This window comes from Microlunatus aurantiacus (assembly GCF_039536605.1).
GTDB classification, from domain to species: domain Bacteria; phylum Actinomycetota; class Actinomycetes; order Propionibacteriales; family Propionibacteriaceae; genus Microlunatus; species Microlunatus aurantiacus.
Map to the genome: position 1 here is coordinate 329,056 of NZ_BAAAYX010000013.1, position 20,383 is coordinate 349,438.

Genomic DNA, 20,383 nt, shown 5'->3' on the forward strand with positions numbered 1-20,383 from the left:
GGCCCATGAGCTCTCCGGTCGAGATCGACGACGCCGCCCGCGCCGCTGCCGCCTGGGGGGTCGCCACCGTGCATGCCACCGGCGTCCTGGACGCGTACTTCCCGGCCCCGGTCCTGGGCTCCGATCCCGGCGCCGAGCCGGAGGGTCTGGCGTCGCTGGTCGGCGAGGACGGCGTCCGCGACGTGCGGACCGAGCTGGTCCGCACCGTCATCGACCTGGACGGACCGCCGGCCGACACCGCCGACGCCTACCTGCGGCTGCACCTGCTCAGCCACCGCCTCGTGCAGCCCCGGTCGATCAACCTGGACGGCATCTTCGCCGCCCTGCCCAACGTGGTGTGGACCTCCGCCGGCCCGTGCGCGGTCCTCGACTTCGAGACTGTACGGCTCCGACTGCGTGCCCAGCGCGGTGCCGTGACCGTCTACGGCGTCGACAAGTTCCCGCGGATGGTCGACTACGTGCTGCCGACCGGGGTGCGGATCGCCGACGCGGACCGGGTCCGGCTGGGCGCGCACCTGGCCGACGGCACCACGGTGATGCACGAGGGTTTCGTCAACTTCAACGCCGGCACGCTGGGCACCTCCATGGTCGAGGGCCGGATCTCGGCCGGTGTGGTCGTCGGCGCCGACTCCGACATCGGCGGGGGCGCCTCGATCATGGGCACCCTGTCCGGCGGCGGCAAGCAGCAGATCTCGGTCGGTCAGCGCTGCCTGCTGGGCGCCAACGCCGGCATCGGCATCTCCCTCGGCGACGACTGCATCGTGGAGGCAGGTCTGTACGTCACCGCGGCCACCAAGGTCAGCCTGCCGGGCGGCCAGGTGGTCAAGGCGGCCGAGCTGTCCGGCCAGAGCGGGCTGCTCTACCTCCGCAACTCGGTCAGCGGTGCCATCGAGGTGCGCCGCCGGGCCGGCCGGGCGGTCGAGCTGAACGCCTCGCTGCACGCCAACTGAGGCAGATCCCCCGCGCCGTGGCCCCCTCCAACGCTCGCTTCGGCGGGTGCATCATCGTCGCCGTCCTGCTGCTCGCCCTCGTGGTGGCGCTGGCGGTCGGTGGCTTCTCCTGGTTCTCCGCCCGTTGGGAGCCGGCACCCGCCCCGGGTCAGCAGCGGTGCGTGGCGAGCGCCGGGAACGGCAGCACGACCCTCACCCTCGAGCAGGCGCACTACGCCTCGATCATCGCCGGGGTGTCGGTCAAGCGGGACCTGCCGCCGAGGGCCGCCTCGATCGCCCTGGCCACGGCGTACCAGGAGAGCGACATCCGCAACCTCGACTACGGCGACCGGGACTCCGTGGGTCTGTTCCAGCAGCGCCCGTCCCAGGGTTGGGGCACCGAGGAGCAGCTCAAGGACCCGCACTACGCGACGGGCGAGTTCTACGACGCCCTGGTCAAGATCAGGAGCTGGCGGACCCGCGACATCAACGACGTGGCCCAGGCGGTCCAGATCAGCGGCCACCCGGAGGCCTACCGCGATCACGTGGCCGACGCCCGGGTGCTGGCCAGCACGCTGACCGGTCAGACACCGGCCGGCCTCACCTGCCTGGACCGTACGGGTGCCGACGGGGACACCAAGGGGCTGGCCGCGGCACTGACCAGGACCTTCGGCGCGGACGCCAAGGCCACCCGCGAGGGCAAGGTGCTCACCGTCGCCGCCGCGTCGGCCGACCTGGCCTGGGCGTACGGGGCGTTCGCGGTGGCGAACTCCGCCCAGTACGGCACGTTGCAGGTGGTGGTCGCCGACCGCCAGTGGGACACCAACGCGATGACCCTTCCCAGCTGGGTGGCCGCGGAGACCGAGGCGAAGGCGAAGCAGGTCCGGATCACGGTGCGCTGAGCCTGATGCCCACCCCGATGCTCGGGTTCGTCGGTTCTGCTCGGGCTGTAGATCGAGCAGGACCCACGAACCCGAGCAGAGCGGCTGAGTGGCGTCAGGCGGTGAGGCGGGCGGCGGCGGCGGCGATCCGCTCGTCGGTCGCGGTCAGCGCCACGCGGACGTGCTGGGCGGCGGCGGGACCGTAGAAGTCGCCGGGCGCGACCAGGATGCCGCGCTCGGCGAGCCAGTCCACGGTCGTCCGGCCGTCCTCGCCGCGGGTGGCCCACAGGTAGAGCGAGCCCTCCGAGTGGTCGATGGTGAAGCCGGCCGTCTCCAGGGCCGGACGCAGCAGCGCCCGCCGACGGGCGTAGCGGTCCCGCTGCTCGGCGACATGCTGCTGGTCGGCGAGCAGCACCCGCATGGCTTCCTGCACCGGGCGCGGCAGAATCATCCCGGCGTGCTTGCGGACGGCCAGCAGCTCGGTCACCAGGGCCTCGTCGCCGGCGACGAAACCGGCCCGGTAGCCCGCCAGGTTGGACCGCTTGGACAGCGAGTGCAGCGCCAACAGACCGGTCAGGTCGCCGCCCGACACCGACGGGTGCAGGACGGAGACCGGCTCGGTGTCCCAGCCGAACTCGCCGTAGCACTCGTCGGAGGCCACGATCGCGCCCAGGCCACGGGCCCAGTCCACCCGGCGCCGCAGCTCGGCGGCGTCCAGGATCTGTCCCGTCGGGTTGGACGGTGAGTTGAGCCAGACCAGGGCGGGACGCCCGTCGACGTCGGCCGGGTCGTCAGCGGCCTGGATCCGGCACCCGGCGATCCTCGCACCCACCTCGTAGGTGGGGTAGGCCATCGTCGGGAACACGACCAGGTCGTCGGGGCCGAGCCCGAGCAGGGTCGGCAGCCAGGCCACCAGCTCCTTGGTGCCGATCGCCGGCAGCGTGCCGGTCGGCGTCAGCCCGGCCGCACCCCAGCGCTGCGTGAGGTAGGCCGCGATGGCCTCCCGCAACGCGGCGGTGCCCGAGGTGAGCGGGTAGCCGGGACTGTCGGCAGCCCCGGCCAGGGCCTGTCTCCCGAGCTCCGGCGTGGGGTCGACCGGGGTGCCGACCGAGAGGTCGACGATGCCGTCGCCGTGGGCGCCGGCCCGGGTCCTGGCCCCGGCCAGCGAGTCCCACGGGAAGTCGGGCAGGGCCGCGGTCAGGCTCCGGCGCGGCGCCTTCGCAGGAGCGCCGTCACTCACTCCGCGGTCTCTTGCGGCGGGAGCGCCGCGATCAGCGGGTGGTCGGAGTCCACCACGCCCATCTTGGCCGCGCCGCCGGGGGAACCGAGGTCGTTGAAGAACTCGACGTTGGCGTTGTAGTAGTCCTTCCACTCCTCGGGCGTGTCGTCCTCGTAGAAGATCGCCTCGACGGGGCACACCGGCTCGCACGCACCACAGTCGACGCACTCGTCGGGGTGGATGTAGAGCATCCGCTTGCCCTCGTAGATGCAGTCGACCGGGCACTCCTCCACGCAGGCACGGTCCTTGAGATCCACACAGGGCTGCGCGATGACGTAGGTCACGGGTGACTCTCCTCAGATCTTGGTGCGTGACCGCTGGGGTCGGTCGACCAGGCATCGGTGCGCCCGGCCGCTGCGGTCACGCGGCTGTGGTCCTAGTATCGCGCTTCCTGCCGTCGGACTCCGAGGGGCTCCTCCGTGATGGACATCGGACTCGACCGCGCCCGACCGGGCGAACGGTGGGTGCTGCGGTGCCGTCGACCCGACGGCTCGGCCACGGACGTGGTCGGCTGGCTCGCCGCGATCGAGCGGGCCACCGTGCAGATCGCCCCCGAGCGGTCCGATCCGGTCGTCGTCGACCGCGACGTGATCATCCTGGCCCGCCGTGCCCCCGCGGCCCGTGGCGGGCCGGACCCGATGCGGACGCCGGTCGAGGAGCTGGAACGGGCGGCGCGTCCCGGATGGATCGCGCACCACGAACCACTCGGCGAGTGGACCCTGCGGGACGGCGGGGGCTTCACCGCCCGGGCCAACTCCGCGCTGGCCGTCGGGGACCCGGGAGTCTCGCTGCCCGAGGCAGCGGACCGGGTGGTCGCGTACGCCGCCGCCCACGGCATCGAGCCCTGGGTCCAGGTGATCGTGGACTCGGCCGAGGACATCGCTCTGCGGGGGCTCGGCTGGCAGCCGGTCTACCTGGTCACCGACGTGCTGGTCTGCCGACTGACCACCCTGCTGCGCGACGGTCTACCCGATCCGCGCGTAGGGGTCACCGAGCAGCTGAGCGAGGGCTGGGTGCGGGCGTACGGACGCAGCCGGCCGAACCGGCTGCACCAGGCCGATCTCCGCACCGACGCCGGCCACCGGACCGACGGAGCGGCCGTGCGGATGATCTTGGACGGACACCCGCCCCGGGCGTTCGCGGCAGTGGCCGACCCGTCGCCCGGGGCGCACGCGGCCGAAGCGGCACACGAGCCGGTGGCCATCGCCCGCGGACATCTGAGCGGCCCGTGGCTGGGGATGGCCGCGGTGTGGACCGAGCCCGAGCACCGGCGCCGCGGACTGGCGACGGCGATGATGCGGGCACTCGGTCACTGGGCCGCCCGGGGTGGAGCCCGGAACGCCTACCTGCAGGTGGCGCAGGACAATCACGCAGCCCATGACGCGTACGGTCGGCTGGGATTCGTCCGGCACCACAGCTACCGCTATCTCACCGCCCCCGGCTGATGGTCAGGGTCAGGGAGCGACCAGCCGGAGCATCGTCCCCTCGTCGGTCAGCAACCAGATCGAGCCGTCGGGAGCCTGCTCCACCTCCCGGATCCGCCGGCCCAGCTCCCAGGTGTCACCCTCGGCGGCGTCCGTGCCGTCCAGATCGACGCGGATCAGCGCCTCGCCCGAGAGCGCACCGATGAACGCATCCCCCTGCCACTGCGGGAACATCGAGCCGCTGTAGATCATCAGGCTGCCCGGCGAGATGCTCGGGTTCCAGGACGCCTTGGGCGCCTCGAACCCGTCCTCGGCGGTGTGGTCGGGGATGTCCTCGCCACCGTAGTGGGAGCCGTTGGAGGCCTCCGGCCAGCCGTAGTTGGCGCCCTCGCGGACCAGGTTCAGCTCGTCGCCGCCCTGGGGTCCCATCTCGGAGTTCCACAGGTTGCCGTCGCCGTCGAAGGCCAGGCCGAGCGGGTTGCGGTGGCCGTAGCTCCACACGTCGGCAGCGACCTCACCGCGGTCGGCGAAGGGGTTGCCGTCCGCGGCCGAGCCGTCGGGATCGAGCCGGATGATCTTGCCCAGGTGGGAGTCCAGGTCCTGTGCGGGCTGCATCTTCTGCCGCTCGCCGGAGGACACGAACAGGTGCGCGCCGTCGGGGGAGAAGGCGAGCCGGTGGCCGTAGTGGCCGTTGCCGGACACCTTCGGCTGCTGTTGCCAGATGGTGGTCAGGTCGTCGAGCTTCGCCGCACCGCCGTCGGTGGTCAGCGTCGCCCGGGCCACCGCGGCACCCGAGCCGCCCGAACCGGCTTCGGCCCAGCTGAGGTAGAGGTGACGGGTCGAGTCGAAGTCGGGAGCCACGATGACGTCGCCCAGACCGCCCTGTCCCTGGTGCACCACGTCGGGGACACCGCTCACCTCGGTCGTGTCACCGTCGGTGGACCGCAGCGTCAGCTCGCCACCCCGACCCGTGATCAAGCTCCGGCCGTCCGGCAGGAAGGTCATCGCCCACGGCTCGTCCAGGTCACCGATCTCCTCGACCAGGAAGGGTCGACCATCCGGTGCGGTGCCGCCCGGCGAACCCTGGGCTGCCGAGGGCTCGGCGCCCGAGGGCGCGGTGCGCGTCGACGAGGTCGACGGTGTGACCGTCTCCCCCTCCGGGCTCGCGGTGCACGCAGCGAGCAGTCCGACCGCGGCCACGACGATTCCCCACCGGCGTCTCATGCCTGTCGACGCTACCCAGCCGGACCAAGCCCAGGCGGCTCCGCGGGAGGGGTCGGGGCCGTCCGGCAGAGGTCAGGACCGGGCCACCACGTGGTCGCGCAGCGCCGGGATGATCGTCTCGCCGTACACCCGCAGGGTCTCCTCCTTGTTGTCGTGCTGCAGGTAGCCGGCGAACTGGTCCACCCCGATCTCCTTGAGCTGCTTCAGCTTGGCGATGTGGTCCTCGGCGGTGCCGAGGATGCAGAACCGGTCGATGACCTCGTCGGGCACGAACGCGGTGTGGGTGTTGCCGGCCCGGCCGTGCTCGTTGTAGTCGTACCCCTGCCGGTTCTTGACGTAGTCGGTGAGAGCGGACGGGATGGCGCCGCTGTCGCCGTAGCGGGCGACGATGTCGGCGACGTGGTTGCCGACCATGCCACCGAACCAGCGGCACTGGTCGCGCATGTGCGCGAGATCGTCCCCGACGTAGTTGGGCGCGGCCACGCAGAAGGTGATGGCGTCGGGATCCCGGCCGGCGGCCGCGGCCGCCTCGCGAACGCTGGTGATCATCCAGCGGGCGATGTCGACGTCGGCCAGCTGCAGGATGAAGCCGTCCCCCACCTCACCGGCCGTCTTCAGGGCCAGCGGTCCGTACGCGGCCACCCACACCTCCAGCGACGAGCTGTGCGCCCAGGGGAACTGCAGCCGGGAGCCCTTGTAGTCCACGGGTCGGCAGTTCGCCAGCTCCCGGATCACGTGGGTCGCCTCGCGCACCTCCTTCAGGGTGGCCGGCTTGCCGTTCGTGACCCGAACCGCGGAGTCACCCCGACCGATCCCGCACACCGTGCGGTTGCCGAACATCTCGTTCAGGGTGGCGAACAGCGAGGCGGTCACCGTCCAGTCGCGGGTGCTCGGGTTGGTCACCATCGGCCCCACGGTCAGCCGCTGGGTGCGGGCCAGGATCTGGCTGTAGAGGACGTACGGCTCCTGCCAGAGCAGGTGGGAGTCGAACGTCCACAGGTGGGAGAAACCGTGCGCCTCGGCCAGCTCGGCCAGCTGCACGGTCCGCCAACCCGGCGGGTCGGTCTGCAGCACCACCCCGAAGTCCATGATCAGCTCCTCTTCTTCCGCCGTCAGATCAGGTACTGGCTGAGGTCGCGCTTGAGGAAGCGACCGTGCCCCTTGGCGCCGTGGTAGCCACGCTCGTCCACGATCACCGCGCCCCGGCTCAGCACCTGGTCGACGTGACCGTCCACCTCGAAGCCCTCCCAGGCGGAGTGGTCCATGGCCATGTGGTGACTGCGACCTTCCCCCACGCCGATCGAGGTGTGGCCGTTCGGGTCGTAGATCACGATGTCCGCGTCGGCACCCGGCTGGAGGACGCCCTTGCGGCCGTACAGCCCGAACATCCTCGCCGGGGTGGTCGACGTGATCTCCACCCAGCGCGGCGGGGTGAGCCGGCCGGTGACCACGCCCTGGTAGAGCAGGTCCATCCGGTGCTCGATGCTGCCGATGCCGTTCGGGATCGCGCGGAAGTCACCCCGGCCCAGCTCTTTCTGCTCCTTCATGCAGAACGGGCAGTGGTCGGTGGACACCATCTGCAGGTCGTTGGTGCGCAACCCCTGCCACATGGCGTCCTGGTGACCCTCGGCCCGGGACCGGAGCGGGGTGGAGCACACCCACTTGGCGCCCTCGAAGTCACCCCACTCCTCGCTGCGGGCGCCGAGCTGGTCTTCCAGGGACAGGTAGAGATACTGCGGGCAGGTCTCGCCGAAGACGTTCCGACCGCGGTCCCGGGCCGCCGCGATCTGGGCGACGGCCTGCTGAGCGCTGACGTGCACCACGTAGAGCGGCGCCCCGGTCACGTCGGCGATCATGATCGCCCGGTGGGTCGCCTCCTCCTCCAGCTGCCAGGCACGCGCGATCCCGTGCCAGTACGGGCCGGTCTTGCCGGCGCTGTAGAGCTGCTCGGCCAGCACGTCGATGGCCGGCCCGTTCTCGGCGTGCATCATCGTCAGCAGGCCGGTCTCGGCCGACTTCTGCATCGCCTTCAGGATCTGCGCGTCGTCGGAGTAGAAGACGCCCGGGTACGCCATGAACAGCTTGAAGCTGGTGATACCTTCGTCGATCAGCGAGTCCATCGCCTTGAGGGAGAACTCGTCGACGCCGCCGATGATCTGGTGGAAGCCGTAGTCGACCGCGCAGTTGCCGGCCGCCTTGGCGTGCCAGGCGGCCAGACCGTCCTCGACCCGTTCGCCGTAGCGTTGGACGGCGAAGTCGATGATCGAGGTGGTGCCACCCCAGGCCGCCGCCCGGGTGCCGGTCTCGAAGGTGTCGGAGGCGTTGGTGCCGCCGAACGGCAGCTCCATGTGCGTGTGGGCGTCGATGCCACCGGGGATGACCAGCCGACCGCTCGCGTCGATCACCCGGTCCACCGTCCGGGCCAGGTCCACCCCGAGCAGCTGGGACCCCGGCGCGAGCACCGCCGCGATCGCCTCTCCGTCCACCAGCACATCGGCCTGCGCGGTGCCGGTGGCGTTCACCACGGTGCCGCCGGTGATCAAGATCGTGCTCATCTGTCCGCTCCTCCGGTGATCAGGGACTGGTGATCAGGGCCTGGTCATCAGGGCCGGGTGATCGCCGCGTACGAGTCCGGCCGCCGGTCCCGGTAGAACTGCCAGGCGTTCCGCACCTGCCTGATCATGTCCAGGTCGAGATCGCGGATGACGATCTCCTCGTCGTCGGCGCTGCCCATCGGACCGATCAGGTTTCCTTGCGGGTCGACGAACTGGCTGGAGCCGTAGAACGAGACGGCCTGCTCGCCGTACTCGTTGTCCTCCCGTCCGACCCGGTTCGGTGCGGCCACGAAGTAGCCGTTGGCCGCCGCGGCGGCGGGCTGCTCGATCTCCCACAGCCGGTTGGACAGCCCCGGCTTGGTGGCGTTGGGGTTGAAGACGATCTGCGCCCCGTTGAGCCCGAGCTCGCGCCAGCCTTCCGGAAAGTGCCGGTCGTAGCAGATGTAGACCCCGATCGGACCGACAGCGGTCCGGAACACCGGGTAGCCGAGGTTGCCGGGCCGGAAGTAGAACTTCTCCCAGAACTTGTCCAGGTGCGGGATGTGGTGCTTGCGGTACTTGCCGAGCACGCTGCCGTCGGCGTCGACCACCACCGCTGTGTTGTAGTAGACCCCGGGCTGCTCCTCCTCGTAGATCGGCAGCACCATCACCAGCGACAGCTCCGCGGCCAGCGCGGCGAAGCGCTGGACGACCGGACCGTCGGCCGGCTCGGCGAAGTCGTAGTACTTCGCGTCCTCGGTGATGCCGAAGTAGGGGCCGTAGAAGAGCTCCTGGAAGCAGATCACCTGGGCGCCGTCGGCCGCAGCATCGCGGGCGAAGCCCTCGTGCTTGTCGAGCATGGACGCCTTGTCGCCGGTCCAGGTCGTCTGGGTGATCGCCGCGCGTACGGTTGCCACGCCTCATCCTCCCGCGACCGCTCGCGGGCGTCCACGGCGGGTGGTGGCCGTGCCGATCTGGCAGCCGCGCCGGGCCTATGCTGATCGGATCGAGACGAGGAGACTCGTGGCGGTTGCCGGAACGACCAAGGAGACATCGTGACCGACTACCAGGCGATGGCCGAAGACCACCTGCTGCTGCACTTCGCCAAGCCCCAGGTCACCGACCTGCTGGTGCTGGAGCGAGCCGAGGGACCCTACGTCTACGACACCGCCGGCCGGCAGTACATCGACGCCCTGTCCAGCCTCTTCTGCGCGCAGATCGGTTACTCCTACGGTGCCGAGATGGCCGAGGTCGCCACCCGGCAGCTGACCACCCTGCCGTTCAACACCAACTGGGCCACCGCCCACCCGGCCGCGCTCGAGCTGGCCGCGAAGGTGTCGTCGCTGGCGCCGGCGGACGACTACCGCGTCTACTTCACCGGCGGCGGCTCCGAGGCGGTCGAGTCGGCCTGGAAGCTCGTCCGGGAGCACTACGTCGCGCTGGGCCAGCCGCAGCGTCGCAAGGCGATCGCTCGCCACGTGGCGTACCACGGCGTCACTCTCGGCGCCCTGTCGTTCACCGGTATCCCCAAGTTCAAGGACGACTTCGGCCCTTCGCCCATCGAGGTCAGTCACGTCAGCAACACCAACCCGTTCCGCGCCCCCGACGGCGACGACCCGGTCGCCTTCTGCGCCCGGCTGCTGAACGAGGTCGAGCAGGCGGCGCTGGCGGCCGGAGCCGACGAGGTGGCGCTGATCATCGCCGAGCCGGTGCAGAATGCGGGTGGCTCGATCACCCCGCCGCCCGGCTACTGGACCGGACTCCGGGAGATCGCCGACCGCTACGGCATCCTGCTGATGGCCGACGAGGTCATCACCGGGTTCGGCCGGATCGGGGAGTTCTTCGCCAGCTCCCGCGAGGGGGTGGCACCGGACCTGATCAGCGTGGCCAAGGGCCTGACCTCGGCGTACGCGCCGATGGGCGCCGTGCTGGCCCGGTCGAAGGTGACCGCACCGCTGTCCGAGGGCTCCGGTCGGGTCTTCCGGCACGGCATCACCTTCGCCGGTCACCCGCTCAGCGCCGCCATCGCCCTGAAGAACATCGAGATCTTCGAGCGGGACCGGGTGCTGGAGAACGTGCGGACCCTGGCGCCGCACCTGGAGACCCGGATGAACGAGCTGCGGTCGCTGCCGATCGTCGGCGACGTCCGCGGAGCGGGCTTCTTCTGGGCCGTCGAGATGGTTGCCGACGGTGAGAACAGCCGACTCGACCAGGCCCAGCGTGACCACCTGATCCGCGGGTTCCTGCCGAAGAGGTTCCGCGAGGCCGGTCTGATCGCCCGCACCGACGACCGCGGTGACGCCGTGATGCAGATCGCCCCGCCCCTGATCGCCGACGCCGCCCTGCTGGACGAGATCGTCGACCGCCTGGGCGACGTGCTCACCGACGCCGGCAAACAGATCGGCGTGGCTCAGCCTGCTCTCGCCTGAGAACTACCTGAGTCCGCGGAGGTCTCAGGCTCGCCCCTACTTACAGGTGATGCGGTCGGTCGGAGCGTAGGTCCAGCGGAACGGTTCGGTCTTCACGGTCTTGCCGTCGTTGCGGAAGATCCGTGAGTAGTTGACGGTGAAGCCCTGGACCGGCGCCTGCGGCTCGCACTTCGGGTCGTCGTCGGTGATGTCGCGACCCGTCGTGAAGCTGGACTTCTTCAGCGGCGAGGAGTCGATCTCGTCGTAGGTCTTGGTGGACCACATCTTGACGGTGATGGAGCCCTGCGAGCTGGGCGTGGCCTTCTTCACGTACGCCTGCACCAGCACGCCGTACTTCGTGTTGTTCTGGAACTTGAGGTCCAGGGTCGGCCAGGCCACCGTCGCCTCCCGCCCCGGCGGGTAGCGGTCGATGTAGAGCGTGTGCGGCTGGTGCTGGATGTCCTTGAGACCGGCGAAGAACATGGCGTTGTAGGTGGTCGTCGCACTCTGCGAGACGCCGCCGCCCAGCTCCTTCTTGAACTTGCCGCCGGAGATGATGTAGCCCTCGACGAACCCGTTCTTCGCCGTCCGCTCTCCCACGATGCCGTTCAGCGAGAACGTGTCGCCCGGCTTGAGGACCGTGTTGTTGATCAGCTCGGCGGCCCGGCCGATGTTCACGTTGCGGTAGGTGGCGTACGGGAAGCGGGTGGTGAACTGGCCGGTCACCTGCTTGATCTGGAGGTTCTCCGCGTCCTCGGTGGAGAAGGGGGCCTTGGCCCCGGTCAGCTCCACCGCTCCGGTGCGGTCCTTGCCGGTCTTGGTGAGCAGCGGCTGGACGGCCGCCGCCAGGTTTTCGGCGCTGACGGTGGTGCCGTTGACCGCCGGGACCACCTTCGGCTTGCCGTCGACCAGGCGGACGGTCGCGTTCCTCGGCTTCTTCAGCTCGACCTCGGCCACCGCGTCGTCGGCTTCCCGGCGGAGCTTCTCGGCGTCCAGCTGCGGTTTCAGGGTGCCGTCGGCGGCGACGAAGGTGATCGAGTCGCCGATCATGGCGGCGGTCACCTTGAAGCTGCCGGCGGCTCCGGCGTCCAGGGTCACGGGTCCGGAGACGGCCGGCTTCGCGTACGAGGTCGCGACCGCGGCGACCTCGTCGGTGGTGATCTGGGGTTCGGTCACCTCGGCCGGGAGCTGGACCGGCGCCCCAGCGCCCAGGAAGGCGCTCTCGATGGCCGACGACGCCTGGTCGGCGTCCAGGGCGACCCCGTCCTTGCCCTCGGTCTGCACCACCTTCCCACCGTCGAAGGAGAGCTTCGCGTCCTTGGGGGCGCGATCGACGGTCTTCGCCAGTTCGGCGACCGCCGCATCCAGCTCGGCCTGATCGGTGGTGATCACCGGGTCGGTCTGCGCCCCCCCGGTCAGCACCCGCCAGATGTGGCGGGGATCGAGGCTGCGTCCACCGCCGGCGAGCTCGACGCTGGCGGCGTAGTCCACGCCCAGTCCGGCGTCAGCGGGCACGACCTCGGCCTTCTCGTCGCCGGCGGTCACCGCGATCGGCGCGCTCGCACGGGGACCCAGCTCGGTCTCCAGCTTCTGGACGGCCGCCTCGGTGCTCAGGCCGCCCACGGCGATGCCGGCGATCTCGGCGTCCTTCGGGAGCTTGTCGCCGGCCATCAGGTAGCCGACCAGGTAGACCGCACCGACCACCAGGATCAGCGCCCCGCCGACCAGGGCGGCGACCACGCCGGAGCGCTTGCTGGTGGCCGCCCCGTGGCGGGGATCGGGGGGCAGCGGACCCCGCACCACTGTGGCGTCAGGGTCGGTGGGCTGCCCGTCGTCGGCCGACCAGCCGTGGGACTGGTCGTCAGGCGAAGCGCTGGACGGGTCGGACTGGCTGCTCACGGACTAACCTCACCGGGCCGGCGGCACCCGGCGGCTACGGCTCGATCCGACCGGGCGCAGCACGACCCCATCGATCGTGCGGACGGCGGTCGAGTGGACACGCATCAGTGCGCGGTGACGTCACTGAAGGCCCCCCGATAGTACGTGAGGGGGTGCCGACGGGGCGATTCTGCGACCGGGGCACCGGTCTGACTGAGCGGGCCGGTGTGAACAACCTCACCGACCACGATCGTGTGGTCACCTGCGTCGTGCTCGGCCACGGTGCGGCAGTCGAGCCACACCAGCGAACCGTCCAGCACCGGTGTCCCCGAGGGCGCCGGTGTGGTCGCGACGTCGTCGAACTGGGTCGCGTACGCCCGGCCGTGCGCTGAGAAGCGGCGGGCCAGGGCGCCCTGATCGCCGGCGAGCACCGACACGGCCCAGGTGCCGGCCGCGGTGACGGGGGTGTGGAACCGGGACTGCTTCCCGATGCAGACCAGCACCAGGGGCGGGTCCAACGACACCGAGGAGAACGACGTGACCGTCAGCGCGTACGGCGCGCTCTGCCAACGGCAGGTCAGCACCGCGACGCCGGTGGCCCAGTGCGCGAGCGCGTGGCGGAACTCCTCGGACCTGACGCTCAAGCCCCCTCCTCCGACCCGACCGTCAACCCTCAGCCCGCGAGCTCGAGACCGGCGAAGACGTCGTCGGCCCAGCCGGCGGTCTTCGGGTACGCCGTGCCGGCGGCGAGCCGGTAGAACTCCTGCGACCACATCGAGTCGCCCAGGACGTCGGTGCCACTGAAGAACTGGCCGTCGGCGGTGATCTGCGTGGCGTGCGCGCGCATCGCGTCCAGTTTGCGACCGACCCAGGGACCGCCGTCGACCTGCACGGCGATCGCCTCGTCGGGCGCGGCCATCGGCCCGAGCGGGCCCTCGGGGTCCATCCCGCCGAAGGTGTCGGTGTCACCCGCCGCCCGCAGGGCTCGCAGCCCCTCCCGGAGCCGGTTCTCGCTCATGGTCGTCCACAGCACCCGGTCCACCTGCCAGGCCGGCCCCAGATCGGGCCGGTAGTGCGGCATCCCGGCCAGCTGGTAGCCGTACATGGCGACGCGATGGGCCTGGACGTGGTCGGGGTGACCGTAGCCCCCGATCTCGTTGTAGGTGATCAGCACCTGCGGCCGGCGGTCCCGGATCAACGGCACCAGCTCGTTGGCCGCGGTGAGCAGGTCGGTGGTCCAGAAGATGCCCTCGCGCAGGCTGTCGCGGGCGGTGGCCGTGCCGTCCTCGGCCCACGCCATCCCGGAGTCGCGGAACCGGTGGTCGCCGCCCAGCCGGACGAAGTCGGTCACCCCCAGGCACGCCATCGCGTCGGCCAGCTCGCCCAGGCGGTGCTCGCCCAGCTCGTCCCCGTGGTCCGCGGCGAGATGGTGCAGGTCGGGCACCAGCACCTCGCCCTCCTCGCCCAGGGTGCAGGTGACCAGCGTGACCTGCGCCCCCTGCTCGACGTAGCGCGCCATCGTGGCGCCGTTGTTGATCGACTCGTCGTCGGGGTGCGCGTGCACCAGCATCAGGCGCCGGTCGGGGCGCGCGTCGGCGGGCTGTGGGGTATCGGCCGAGGTCACGGCGAACACCTTACGTCCGACCACCGACGCCGCACCGCCCGCTCGGCCGTCGAGCGCCACGACCGCGGGCCGGTCACCCACGACGACGGAACGGACACCGGTCCCCGATCAGACGACCGTACGGGCCTCGGCGAAGTGGCAGGCCGACAGGTGCTCCGACCGTCCGTCCGGGCGCGGGACGAGCTCGGGATCCTCGACGCTGCAGATCTCCTGGGCCTTCCAGCACCGGGTGTGGAACCGGCACCCGCTCGGCGGGTTCGCCGGGCTCGGCACGTCGCCGGTGAGCACGATCTGCTCCCGCACGCTGCGCAACGTCGGATCGGGCACCGGCACCGCCGACAGGAGCGCCTGGGTGTACGGGTGCGTCGGGTGGGAGTAGATCTGGTCCTCGTCCCCCAGCTCCACCATCGTGCCGAGGTACATCACACCCACCCGGTCCGAGATGTGGCGCACCACCGACAGGTCGTGGGCGATGAACACGTACGCCAGGCCGAACTCGCGCTGCAGGTCCTCCAGCAGGTTGACCACCTGGGCCTGGACCGAGACGTCCAGCGCCGACACCGGCTCGTCGCAGACGATCACCTTGGGGTTGAGGGCGAGGCCACGGGCGATGCCGATCCGCTGTCGCTGTCCGCCGGAGAACTGGTGCGGGTAGCGGTTGATGTGCTCGGGATTCAGCCCGACCAGCTCCAGCAGCTCCTGCACCCGGGCCCGGCGGCCCCCCTTGGGGGTCACGTCGCTGTGGATCTCGAAGGGCTCGCCGACGATGTCGCCCACGGTCATCCGCGGGTTGAGCGAGGTGTACGGGTCCTGGAAGACGATCTGGATGTCCCGCCGCAGCCGCCGCATCGCGGCACCCTCCTGGGCGTACATGTCCACGCCGTCGAAGGTGAGCTTGCCGGCGGTCGGCTCCTCCAGCCGCATCAGCATCCGGCCGAGCGTCGACTTGCCGCAGCCCGACTCCCCGACGATGCCGAGGGTCTCGCCCTTGTGCAGGTCGAAGGAGACGCCGTCGAGCGCCTTGACCTGGCCGACCGTCCGGCGGAACACGCCGGCCTTGATCGGGTAGTACTTGACCAGGCCCTCCGCCCGGAGGATGACCTCGGCGCTCATCGCAGGTTCTCCTTCGGCTCGTCGCCCTCGTGTTCGGCGACCGTGGGCTCGTCACCGAACTCGGTGGCGCGCTGGACGTCCTCGACGGTCTGGGTCACCTTCAGCTCCTCGCTGCCCTCCAGCAGCGCCTCGGAGAAGTGACAGGCCGCGAACCGTCCGTAGATCACCTCGCGCAGGGCCGGCGGCGGGTCGTGGCGGCAGACGTCCTCGGCGTAGCGGCACCGCGGGTTGAACGGGCAGCCGACGGGGATCTTGGTCAGGCTGGGCGGCAGCCCACCGATCGCCGCGAGGGTCTGTCCCTTCTGGTCCAGCCGCGGGATCGAGTCGAGCAGACCCTTCGTGTACGGGTGCGCGGGCTGCCGGTAGATCTCGAAGATGTCACCGCGCTCGACGATCCGACCCGCGTACATGACCGCGATCCGGTCGGCGACGTCGGCCACCACCCCCAGGTCGTGGGTGATCAGGATGAGCCCCATCTTGCGCTCGTCCTGGAGCTCCTGGAGCAGCTGCATGATCTGGGCCTGCACGGTCACGTCCAGCGCCGTGGTGGGCTCGTCGGCGATCAGCACGGCCGGGTCCAACGCGATGGCCATCGCGATCATGATCCGTTGCCGCATCCCGCCGGAGAACTGGTGCGGGTAGGCCTTCACCCGCTGCCGGGCGGCGGGGATGGACACCCGCTCCATCAGCTGCACGGCCCGCTCCAGGGAGTCGGTCTTGTTCATCCCCCGGTGCTTGCGGAACATCTCCGCGATCTGCCAGCCGATCGGGAAGACCGGGTTGAGGGCGGACAGCGCGTCCTGGAAGACCATCGAGATCTCGGGTCCGCGGATCCGACGGCGCTGGTCCTCGGTCATCGTCAGCAGATCGGAGCCGCAGTAGCGGAGCTCGCCGCCGGTGATGAAGCCGGGCGGCGTGTCCAGGATGCCCATGATGGCCTGCGCGGTGACGGACTTGCCCGACCCGGACTCCCCCAGGATGGCCAGCGTCTCGCCCTCCCGGAGGTCGAACGACACCCCGTTGATGGCGCGGGCGACGCCTTCTCTGGTACGGAACTCCACGTGCAGGTCATCGACCTCCAGCAGCACACCGTCGCGGGGCTTCCAGCTGCTCTCGGTCTCGAGCGTCTCGATCTGGCTGCTCACAGGAGCCCCCTCATGGTCAGGCCGCTCATCGCTGTCTCGGATCGAGGGCGTCACGGACCACGTCACCCAGCATGATGAAGGAGAGCACGGTCAAGGACAGGAAGATGCTTGGGAAGATCAGCATGTGCGGCGCGGTCTGGATCAGCCCGATGCCCGAGGCGTCGGAGATCTGGCTGCCCCAGGAGATGATCGGCGGCTGCAGTCCGATGCCCAGGAACGACAGGGTCGCCTCCACGGCGATGAACACACCCAGGTTGATGGTCGAGACCACGATCACCGAGGCCATCGCGTTGGGCACGATGTGGGAACGGATGATCCGCAGCGGGGAGGCACCCAGAGCCCGGGCGGCCTGCACGTAGTCGTTCGGCTTCACCTGCAGGACGCTCGAGCGCATCAGCCGGGTGATCGTGGGCCAGGCGAGGATGGCGATCACGAAGGCGACCTTGCTGACCGCGATCGCGAACGGGGTGTCGATCTCGTTCGGGAACGTGTAGAGGAACAGGATGCCGCCCAGCAGCAGCGGGATGGCCAGGAAGATCTCGCTGACCCGGCCGATGACCGCGTCGAGCCAGCCGCCCTTGTAGCCGGCGATCACGCCCAGCACCGACCCCAGCACCAGGGAGAAGGCGGTGGCCAGGACGCCCACGCTGATCGAGGCCCGGGCACCGTAGATGGTCCGGGCGTAGACGTCGTAGCCCTGCGCGTCGTAACCGAACCAGGCCGCCCCCGACGGGGGGATCCGCGCGTTGTTGAGGTCGGCGTAGTTCGGGTCCGTCTGAGTGAACAGCTGGGGGGCCACCGCCATGGCCAGGAACACGACGATGAGGCCGAGCGAGACCCAGAACATCGGCCGGTGCCGGAGCTCGCGCCACGCGTCGGCGGTCAGCGAGCGGGAGCCCTGGGCCGACGGCCTCGCCAGCAGGGCGTCGCCGAGACCACCGGTGCCGTCCAGCTCCGACGGGGCGACCGGGGTCTTCGTCAGTTCTCTGGACGGCTCAGTCATTCGAGATCCTCGGGTCCAGGACGCCGTAGAGGACGTCGACGACGAGGTTGGCCAACAGGAAGACCAGCACCAGCATGGTGATCGTGCCGACCACGATGGACCCGTCCTTCTGCTGGATCCCCCGGTAGAGGAAGTTGCCGACCCCGTTGACGTTGAAGATGCGCTCGGTGACCAGGGCTCCGCCCATCAGCGCCCCGAGATCGATGCCGATGTAGGTGATCACCGGGATCAGCGAGTTGCGCAGCGCGTGGACGCCGATGGTGCGTCCGTGCGAGAGCCCCTTGGCCCGGGCGGTGCGCACGTAGTCCGCGCGGAGGTTCTCGACCAGGTTGGTGCGCATCAGGCGAGCCACGTAGGCCACCGAGATCGACGCCAGCACGATCGCCGGCAACATCAGCTGGTAGAAGGTCCCCTGGGTCGAGGTGACGGGGAACCAGCCCAGCTTCACCCCGAAGATGAGCTGCGAGAGGCTGCCGATCACGAAGATCGGGATCGAGATCAGCAACAGGGTGCTGACCGTGACCAGGTTGTCGACGAACTTGCCCCGTCGCATGCCGGCGGCCACGCCGGCGCCGATGCCCACCACGATCTCGACGACGATGGCCATCAGAGCCAGCTTGATCGTCGTCGGCCACCGGATGGCGAGCTCGTGGGCCACCTCGCGACCGGTGAAGGTCGTGCCGAGATCACCCTGCAGGGTGTTGCCGAGGTAGAGCACGTACTGCACGAGCAACGGCCGGTCCAGGTTGTGCTCGGCCCGGAACTTGGCCACGTACGACGCGGGACAGGGTCGTTCGCCACAGCGACCGGCCACCGGGTCACCGGGCAGCGCGTACACCATCACGAAGATGATGAACGTGACGCCGAGGATCACCGGGATCATCTGCAGCAAACGGCGCAGGATGTACTTACCCATTCAGGCACACACTCCTTCGGGTCTGCACCACGACTCAGGGGGTCGCGAAGCCCGGACGAGTCCGGGGATCGGTCGGGTGCGGCAAGCGTGCTGGTGCTCAACATAGTGTCGGCCCGCCCGGATGCACCGAGCGGGCCGACTGCCGTTCAACGAGCCGTGAGGCTCACGATCACTTGACCTTGATCGAGCTGACGTCCAGCGTGCCGAACGGGGTCAGCTTGACGTCGGAGACTCGATCCGACCAGCCGAAGGTCGTGGAGTAGCTCCACATCGGCATCACCGGGAAGTCCTCGAGGATCTGGGCCTCGGCCTCCTGGTAGAGCTTGTTGGCTTCGTCCGGGCTGGTGGCCGCCGCCGCCTCGGCCAGCTTGGCGTCGACCGCCTTGTTGCTGTAGTCCGTGTCGTTCGAGCTGGCGTTGGTGCCGTACAGCGGAGCCAGGAAGTTCTCGATCGACGGGTAGTCCATCTGCCAGCCGGAGCGGAAGAGGCCCTTGATCTCACGCTTGTTGACCTGGTCCCGCAGGGTCTTGAAGTCCGGTGTCGTCTTGGACACGCAGTCCAGGCCCAGGGTGTTCTTGATCGAGTTGCAGGCGGCATCGGCCCACGGCTTGTGGCCACCGTCCGCGTTGACCGTGATGGTCAGCGGGCCACCCTTGTAGCCGCCCGACTTCTCGTACAGGGCCTTGGCCTTGGCGGCGTCGAACTTGCAGGCCTCTCCGCAGGCGCCGTCCTTGAAGCCGTCCACGACCGGGGAGACCAAGCCGTCCAGGGCCGGCCGAGTGCCGTTGTAGATCTGCTTGTTGATCAGGTCCCGGTCGATGGCCATCGACAAGGCGATCCGCAGGTCCTTGTTCTTGAAGTTGTCGTCGATCGAGGAGAACGAGTTCGTCGCGATCGTGCCGGTGTCCCGGATCCCATTGCGGTCGGGCAGCTCGGTCTTGTACAGGTCACCGGTCAGCCGGTCGGTCGGGATGACGTCGGTGAAGTCGAGGTTGTTGGCCACGACGTCGTTGTAGGCGGCACCGTCGTCGTTGTAGATCCGGAAGGTGACCTTGTCGACCTGGCCGGCGTTCTTGCCCGAGTAGTCGGCGAACTTGCTGACCACCATCTCGGTGTCGGAGATGGTGTCGACCTTGTACGGTCCGGCGCCGATCGGCTTGGTGCCGAAGGCCTTGGGGTCGGCGAAGAAGGAGTCCGGCAACGGCGCGAAAGCGGTGTAGCCCAACCGGACCGGCAGGTTCGAGACCTTGCCCGTGGTCTTGATGGTGAAGGTCGTGTCATCGACGACCTTGAGGCCGCTCATCGTGTCGCTCTTCGGCGCCTTGCCGGCGCAATCGGACTCGCCTGCCGCATCCGTGCCGCACTGGACGTCGGCGAAGCCCTCGATGGGCTCGAAGAAGTAGGAGTTCAGGTTGCCGTTGCGACCGTCAGCATCCCAGTTCCAGGCGTCGACGAAGTTCTTGGCCTTGACGTCGGTGCCGTCCTGGAACTTGTACGGGTTGAGCTTCACCGTGAAGTTCTGGTTGTCGCTGGTCTCGATCGACTGGGCGATGTCCAGCTCGGGAGCCGCCGTGTCGGGGTTGTAGTGCACCAGCTTGGCCGTCACGGCGTCCAAGAAGTTGCCGCCACACACCTCGTTGGTGTTGGCCGGGATGAGCGGGTTCTGCGGGGTACAGCTCCGGATGACGATCTCCCCGCCGGCCTGCCCCCCGTCTTCGGTTGCTGGGGTGGTCTCTCCCCCGCCACCACACGCGGCCGCCACGAGGGCGACCGAGGTGATGCCGACGGCGAGAACTGCGCGAGCTCTTCCTCGCATGAAATGTCCTCCTCCGAGTTCGCGCCCACCCCGCTGGGTCAGGGCGCGCGATAGCGCTGACGTCGCTGCTCGATTACCGAGCGGTAACCCTTTCTAGGCCATGAAAGCAGTTACGGCAACTCTTGGGGAGAACTCAGCAAGAGGCGCAACAAGATTGTGACGTCGGGGTCTGCGTCACCAAATCCGGCGCCGAGAGGGCGCATACGGCC

The 20,383-nt window shown here is 69.6% G+C and carries 18 protein-coding genes; 4 read left to right on the forward strand and 14 right to left on the reverse strand.

Annotated features, from left to right (window positions below; genetic code table 11):
* Positions 1-5: 5 nt before the first annotated feature.
* Complete coding sequence (gene dapD, locus ABD714_RS15370) at positions 6-950, forward strand: 2,3,4,5-tetrahydropyridine-2,6-dicarboxylate N-succinyltransferase (RefSeq protein WP_344813265.1); 945 nt, start codon at positions 6-8, stop codon at positions 948-950.
* A 17-nt stretch (positions 951-967) separates the two neighbouring features.
* Positions 968-1,831: a hypothetical protein gene (locus ABD714_RS15375; RefSeq protein WP_344813266.1), complete on the forward strand. Its 864-nt coding sequence runs from the start codon at positions 968-970 to the stop codon at positions 1,829-1,831.
* A gap of 94 nt (positions 1,832-1,925) precedes the next feature.
* Here the strand turns inward: ABD714_RS15375 and dapC are convergent, their stop codons facing one another.
* Entirely contained in the window at positions 1,926-3,050 is a 1,125-nt protein-coding gene (gene dapC / locus ABD714_RS15380; RefSeq protein WP_344813267.1) for a succinyldiaminopimelate transaminase, read from the reverse strand.
* Positions 3,047-3,373, reverse strand: a complete 327-nt coding sequence (gene fdxA / locus ABD714_RS15385; RefSeq protein WP_344813268.1) for a ferredoxin — start codon at positions 3,371-3,373, stop codon at positions 3,047-3,049. The genes dapC and fdxA overlap by 4 nt, the downstream gene beginning before the upstream one ends.
* Positions 3,374-3,511: 138 nt before the next feature.
* On the opposite strand from fdxA, the gene ABD714_RS15390 reads away from it, so the two are divergent.
* On the forward strand, positions 3,512-4,534 hold the full coding sequence (locus tag ABD714_RS15390; RefSeq protein ID WP_344813590.1) for a GNAT family N-acetyltransferase: 1,023 nt from the start codon (positions 3,512-3,514) through the stop codon (positions 4,532-4,534).
* Between the two features lie 9 nt (positions 4,535-4,543).
* Here the strand turns inward: ABD714_RS15390 and ABD714_RS15395 are convergent, their stop codons facing one another.
* The 4 genes from ABD714_RS15395 to ABD714_RS15410 form a co-directional block, all read right to left on the reverse strand.
* A complete protein-coding gene (locus tag ABD714_RS15395; RefSeq protein WP_344813269.1) occupies positions 4,544-5,737 on the reverse strand; it encodes a PQQ-dependent sugar dehydrogenase in 1,194 nt (397 codons plus the stop codon).
* Positions 5,738-5,809: 72 nt separating this feature from the next.
* Positions 5,810-6,826 (reverse strand): TIGR03842 family LLM class F420-dependent oxidoreductase, encoded by a 1,017-nt coding sequence (locus tag ABD714_RS15400; protein WP_344813270.1) that lies wholly within the window; start codon positions 6,824-6,826, stop codon positions 5,810-5,812.
* A 23-nt stretch (positions 6,827-6,849) separates the two neighbouring features.
* Positions 6,850-8,292: a dihydropyrimidinase gene (gene hydA, locus ABD714_RS15405; RefSeq protein WP_344813271.1), complete on the reverse strand. Its 1,443-nt coding sequence runs from the start codon at positions 8,290-8,292 to the stop codon at positions 6,850-6,852.
* A 47-nt stretch (positions 8,293-8,339) separates the two neighbouring features.
* The gene (locus ABD714_RS15410) at positions 8,340-9,188 is read right to left on the reverse strand and encodes a nitrilase-related carbon-nitrogen hydrolase (protein ID WP_344813272.1); all 849 of its coding nucleotides are present in this window, start codon (positions 9,186-9,188) and stop codon (positions 8,340-8,342) included.
* Between the two features lie 138 nt (positions 9,189-9,326).
* On the opposite strand from ABD714_RS15410, the gene ABD714_RS15415 reads away from it, so the two are divergent.
* Positions 9,327-10,700: an aminotransferase class III-fold pyridoxal phosphate-dependent enzyme gene (locus tag ABD714_RS15415; protein WP_344813273.1), complete on the forward strand. Its 1,374-nt coding sequence runs from the start codon at positions 9,327-9,329 to the stop codon at positions 10,698-10,700.
* A gap of 36 nt (positions 10,701-10,736) precedes the next feature.
* Here the strand turns inward: ABD714_RS15415 and ABD714_RS15420 are convergent, their stop codons facing one another.
* The 8 genes from ABD714_RS15420 to ABD714_RS15455 form a co-directional block, all read right to left on the reverse strand.
* Positions 10,737-12,578, reverse strand: coding sequence for a VanW family protein (locus ABD714_RS15420; RefSeq protein WP_344813274.1), 1,842 nt, complete (start codon positions 12,576-12,578; stop codon positions 10,737-10,739).
* A gap of 104 nt (positions 12,579-12,682) precedes the next feature.
* Entirely contained in the window at positions 12,683-13,201 is a 519-nt protein-coding gene (locus ABD714_RS15425) for a flavin reductase family protein (protein ID WP_344813275.1), read from the reverse strand.
* Positions 13,202-13,230: 29 nt separating this feature from the next.
* On the reverse strand, positions 13,231-14,181 hold the full coding sequence (gene mshB, locus ABD714_RS15430) for an N-acetyl-1-D-myo-inositol-2-amino-2-deoxy-alpha-D-glucopyranoside deacetylase (RefSeq protein WP_344813276.1): 951 nt from the start codon (positions 14,179-14,181) through the stop codon (positions 13,231-13,233).
* 108 nt (positions 14,182-14,289) lie between these two features.
* Positions 14,290-15,294, reverse strand: a complete 1,005-nt coding sequence (locus ABD714_RS15435) for an ABC transporter ATP-binding protein (protein WP_344813277.1) — start codon at positions 15,292-15,294, stop codon at positions 14,290-14,292.
* Entirely contained in the window at positions 15,291-16,439 is a 1,149-nt protein-coding gene (locus ABD714_RS15440) for an ABC transporter ATP-binding protein (RefSeq protein WP_344813279.1), read from the reverse strand. Before ABD714_RS15440 ends, ABD714_RS15435 begins: the two co-directional genes overlap by 4 nt.
* A gap of 25 nt (positions 16,440-16,464) precedes the next feature.
* Positions 16,465-17,442 (reverse strand): ABC transporter permease, encoded by a 978-nt coding sequence (locus ABD714_RS15445; RefSeq protein WP_344813280.1) that lies wholly within the window; start codon positions 17,440-17,442, stop codon positions 16,465-16,467.
* Positions 17,435-18,358 carry an ABC transporter permease gene (locus ABD714_RS15450; RefSeq protein WP_344813281.1) on the reverse strand — a complete coding sequence of 308 codons (924 nt, stop codon included), beginning with the start codon at positions 18,356-18,358 and terminating at the stop codon, positions 17,435-17,437. Before ABD714_RS15450 ends, ABD714_RS15445 begins: the two co-directional genes overlap by 8 nt.
* Positions 18,359-18,527: 169 nt before the next feature.
* A complete protein-coding gene (locus tag ABD714_RS15455) occupies positions 18,528-20,174 on the reverse strand; it encodes a peptide ABC transporter substrate-binding protein (protein ID WP_344813282.1) in 1,647 nt (548 codons plus the stop codon).
* Positions 20,175-20,383 lie beyond the last annotated feature (209 nt).

What these genes read in the sequence shown, in the direction of transcription:
- dapD (WP_344813265.1), top strand. Translation starts at nt 6, where the DNA reads ATGAGCTCTCCGGTCGAGATCGACGACGCCGCCCGCGCCGCTGCCGCC.
- ABD714_RS15390 (WP_344813590.1), top strand. Translation starts at nt 3,512, where the DNA reads ATGGACATCGGACTCGACCGCGCCCGACCGGGCGAACGGTGGGTGCTG.
- ABD714_RS15395 (WP_344813269.1), bottom strand. Translation starts at nt 5,737, where the DNA reads ATGAGACGCCGGTGGGGAATCGTCGTGGCCGCGGTCGGACTGCTCGCT.
- ABD714_RS15400 (WP_344813270.1), bottom strand. Translation starts at nt 6,826, where the DNA reads ATGGACTTCGGGGTGGTGCTGCAGACCGACCCGCCGGGTTGGCGGACC.
- hydA (WP_344813271.1), bottom strand. Translation starts at nt 8,292, where the DNA reads ATGAGCACGATCTTGATCACCGGCGGCACCGTGGTGAACGCCACCGGC.
- ABD714_RS15435 (WP_344813277.1), bottom strand. Translation starts at nt 15,294, where the DNA reads ATGAGCGCCGAGGTCATCCTCCGGGCGGAGGGCCTGGTCAAGTACTAC.
- ABD714_RS15445 (WP_344813280.1), bottom strand. Translation starts at nt 17,442, where the DNA reads ATGACTGAGCCGTCCAGAGAACTGACGAAGACCCCGGTCGCCCCGTCG.
- ABD714_RS15450 (WP_344813281.1), bottom strand. Translation starts at nt 18,358, where the DNA reads ATGGGTAAGTACATCCTGCGCCGTTTGCTGCAGATGATCCCGGTGATC.
- ABD714_RS15455 (WP_344813282.1), bottom strand. Translation starts at nt 20,174, where the DNA reads ATGCGAGGAAGAGCTCGCGCAGTTCTCGCCGTCGGCATCACCTCGGTC.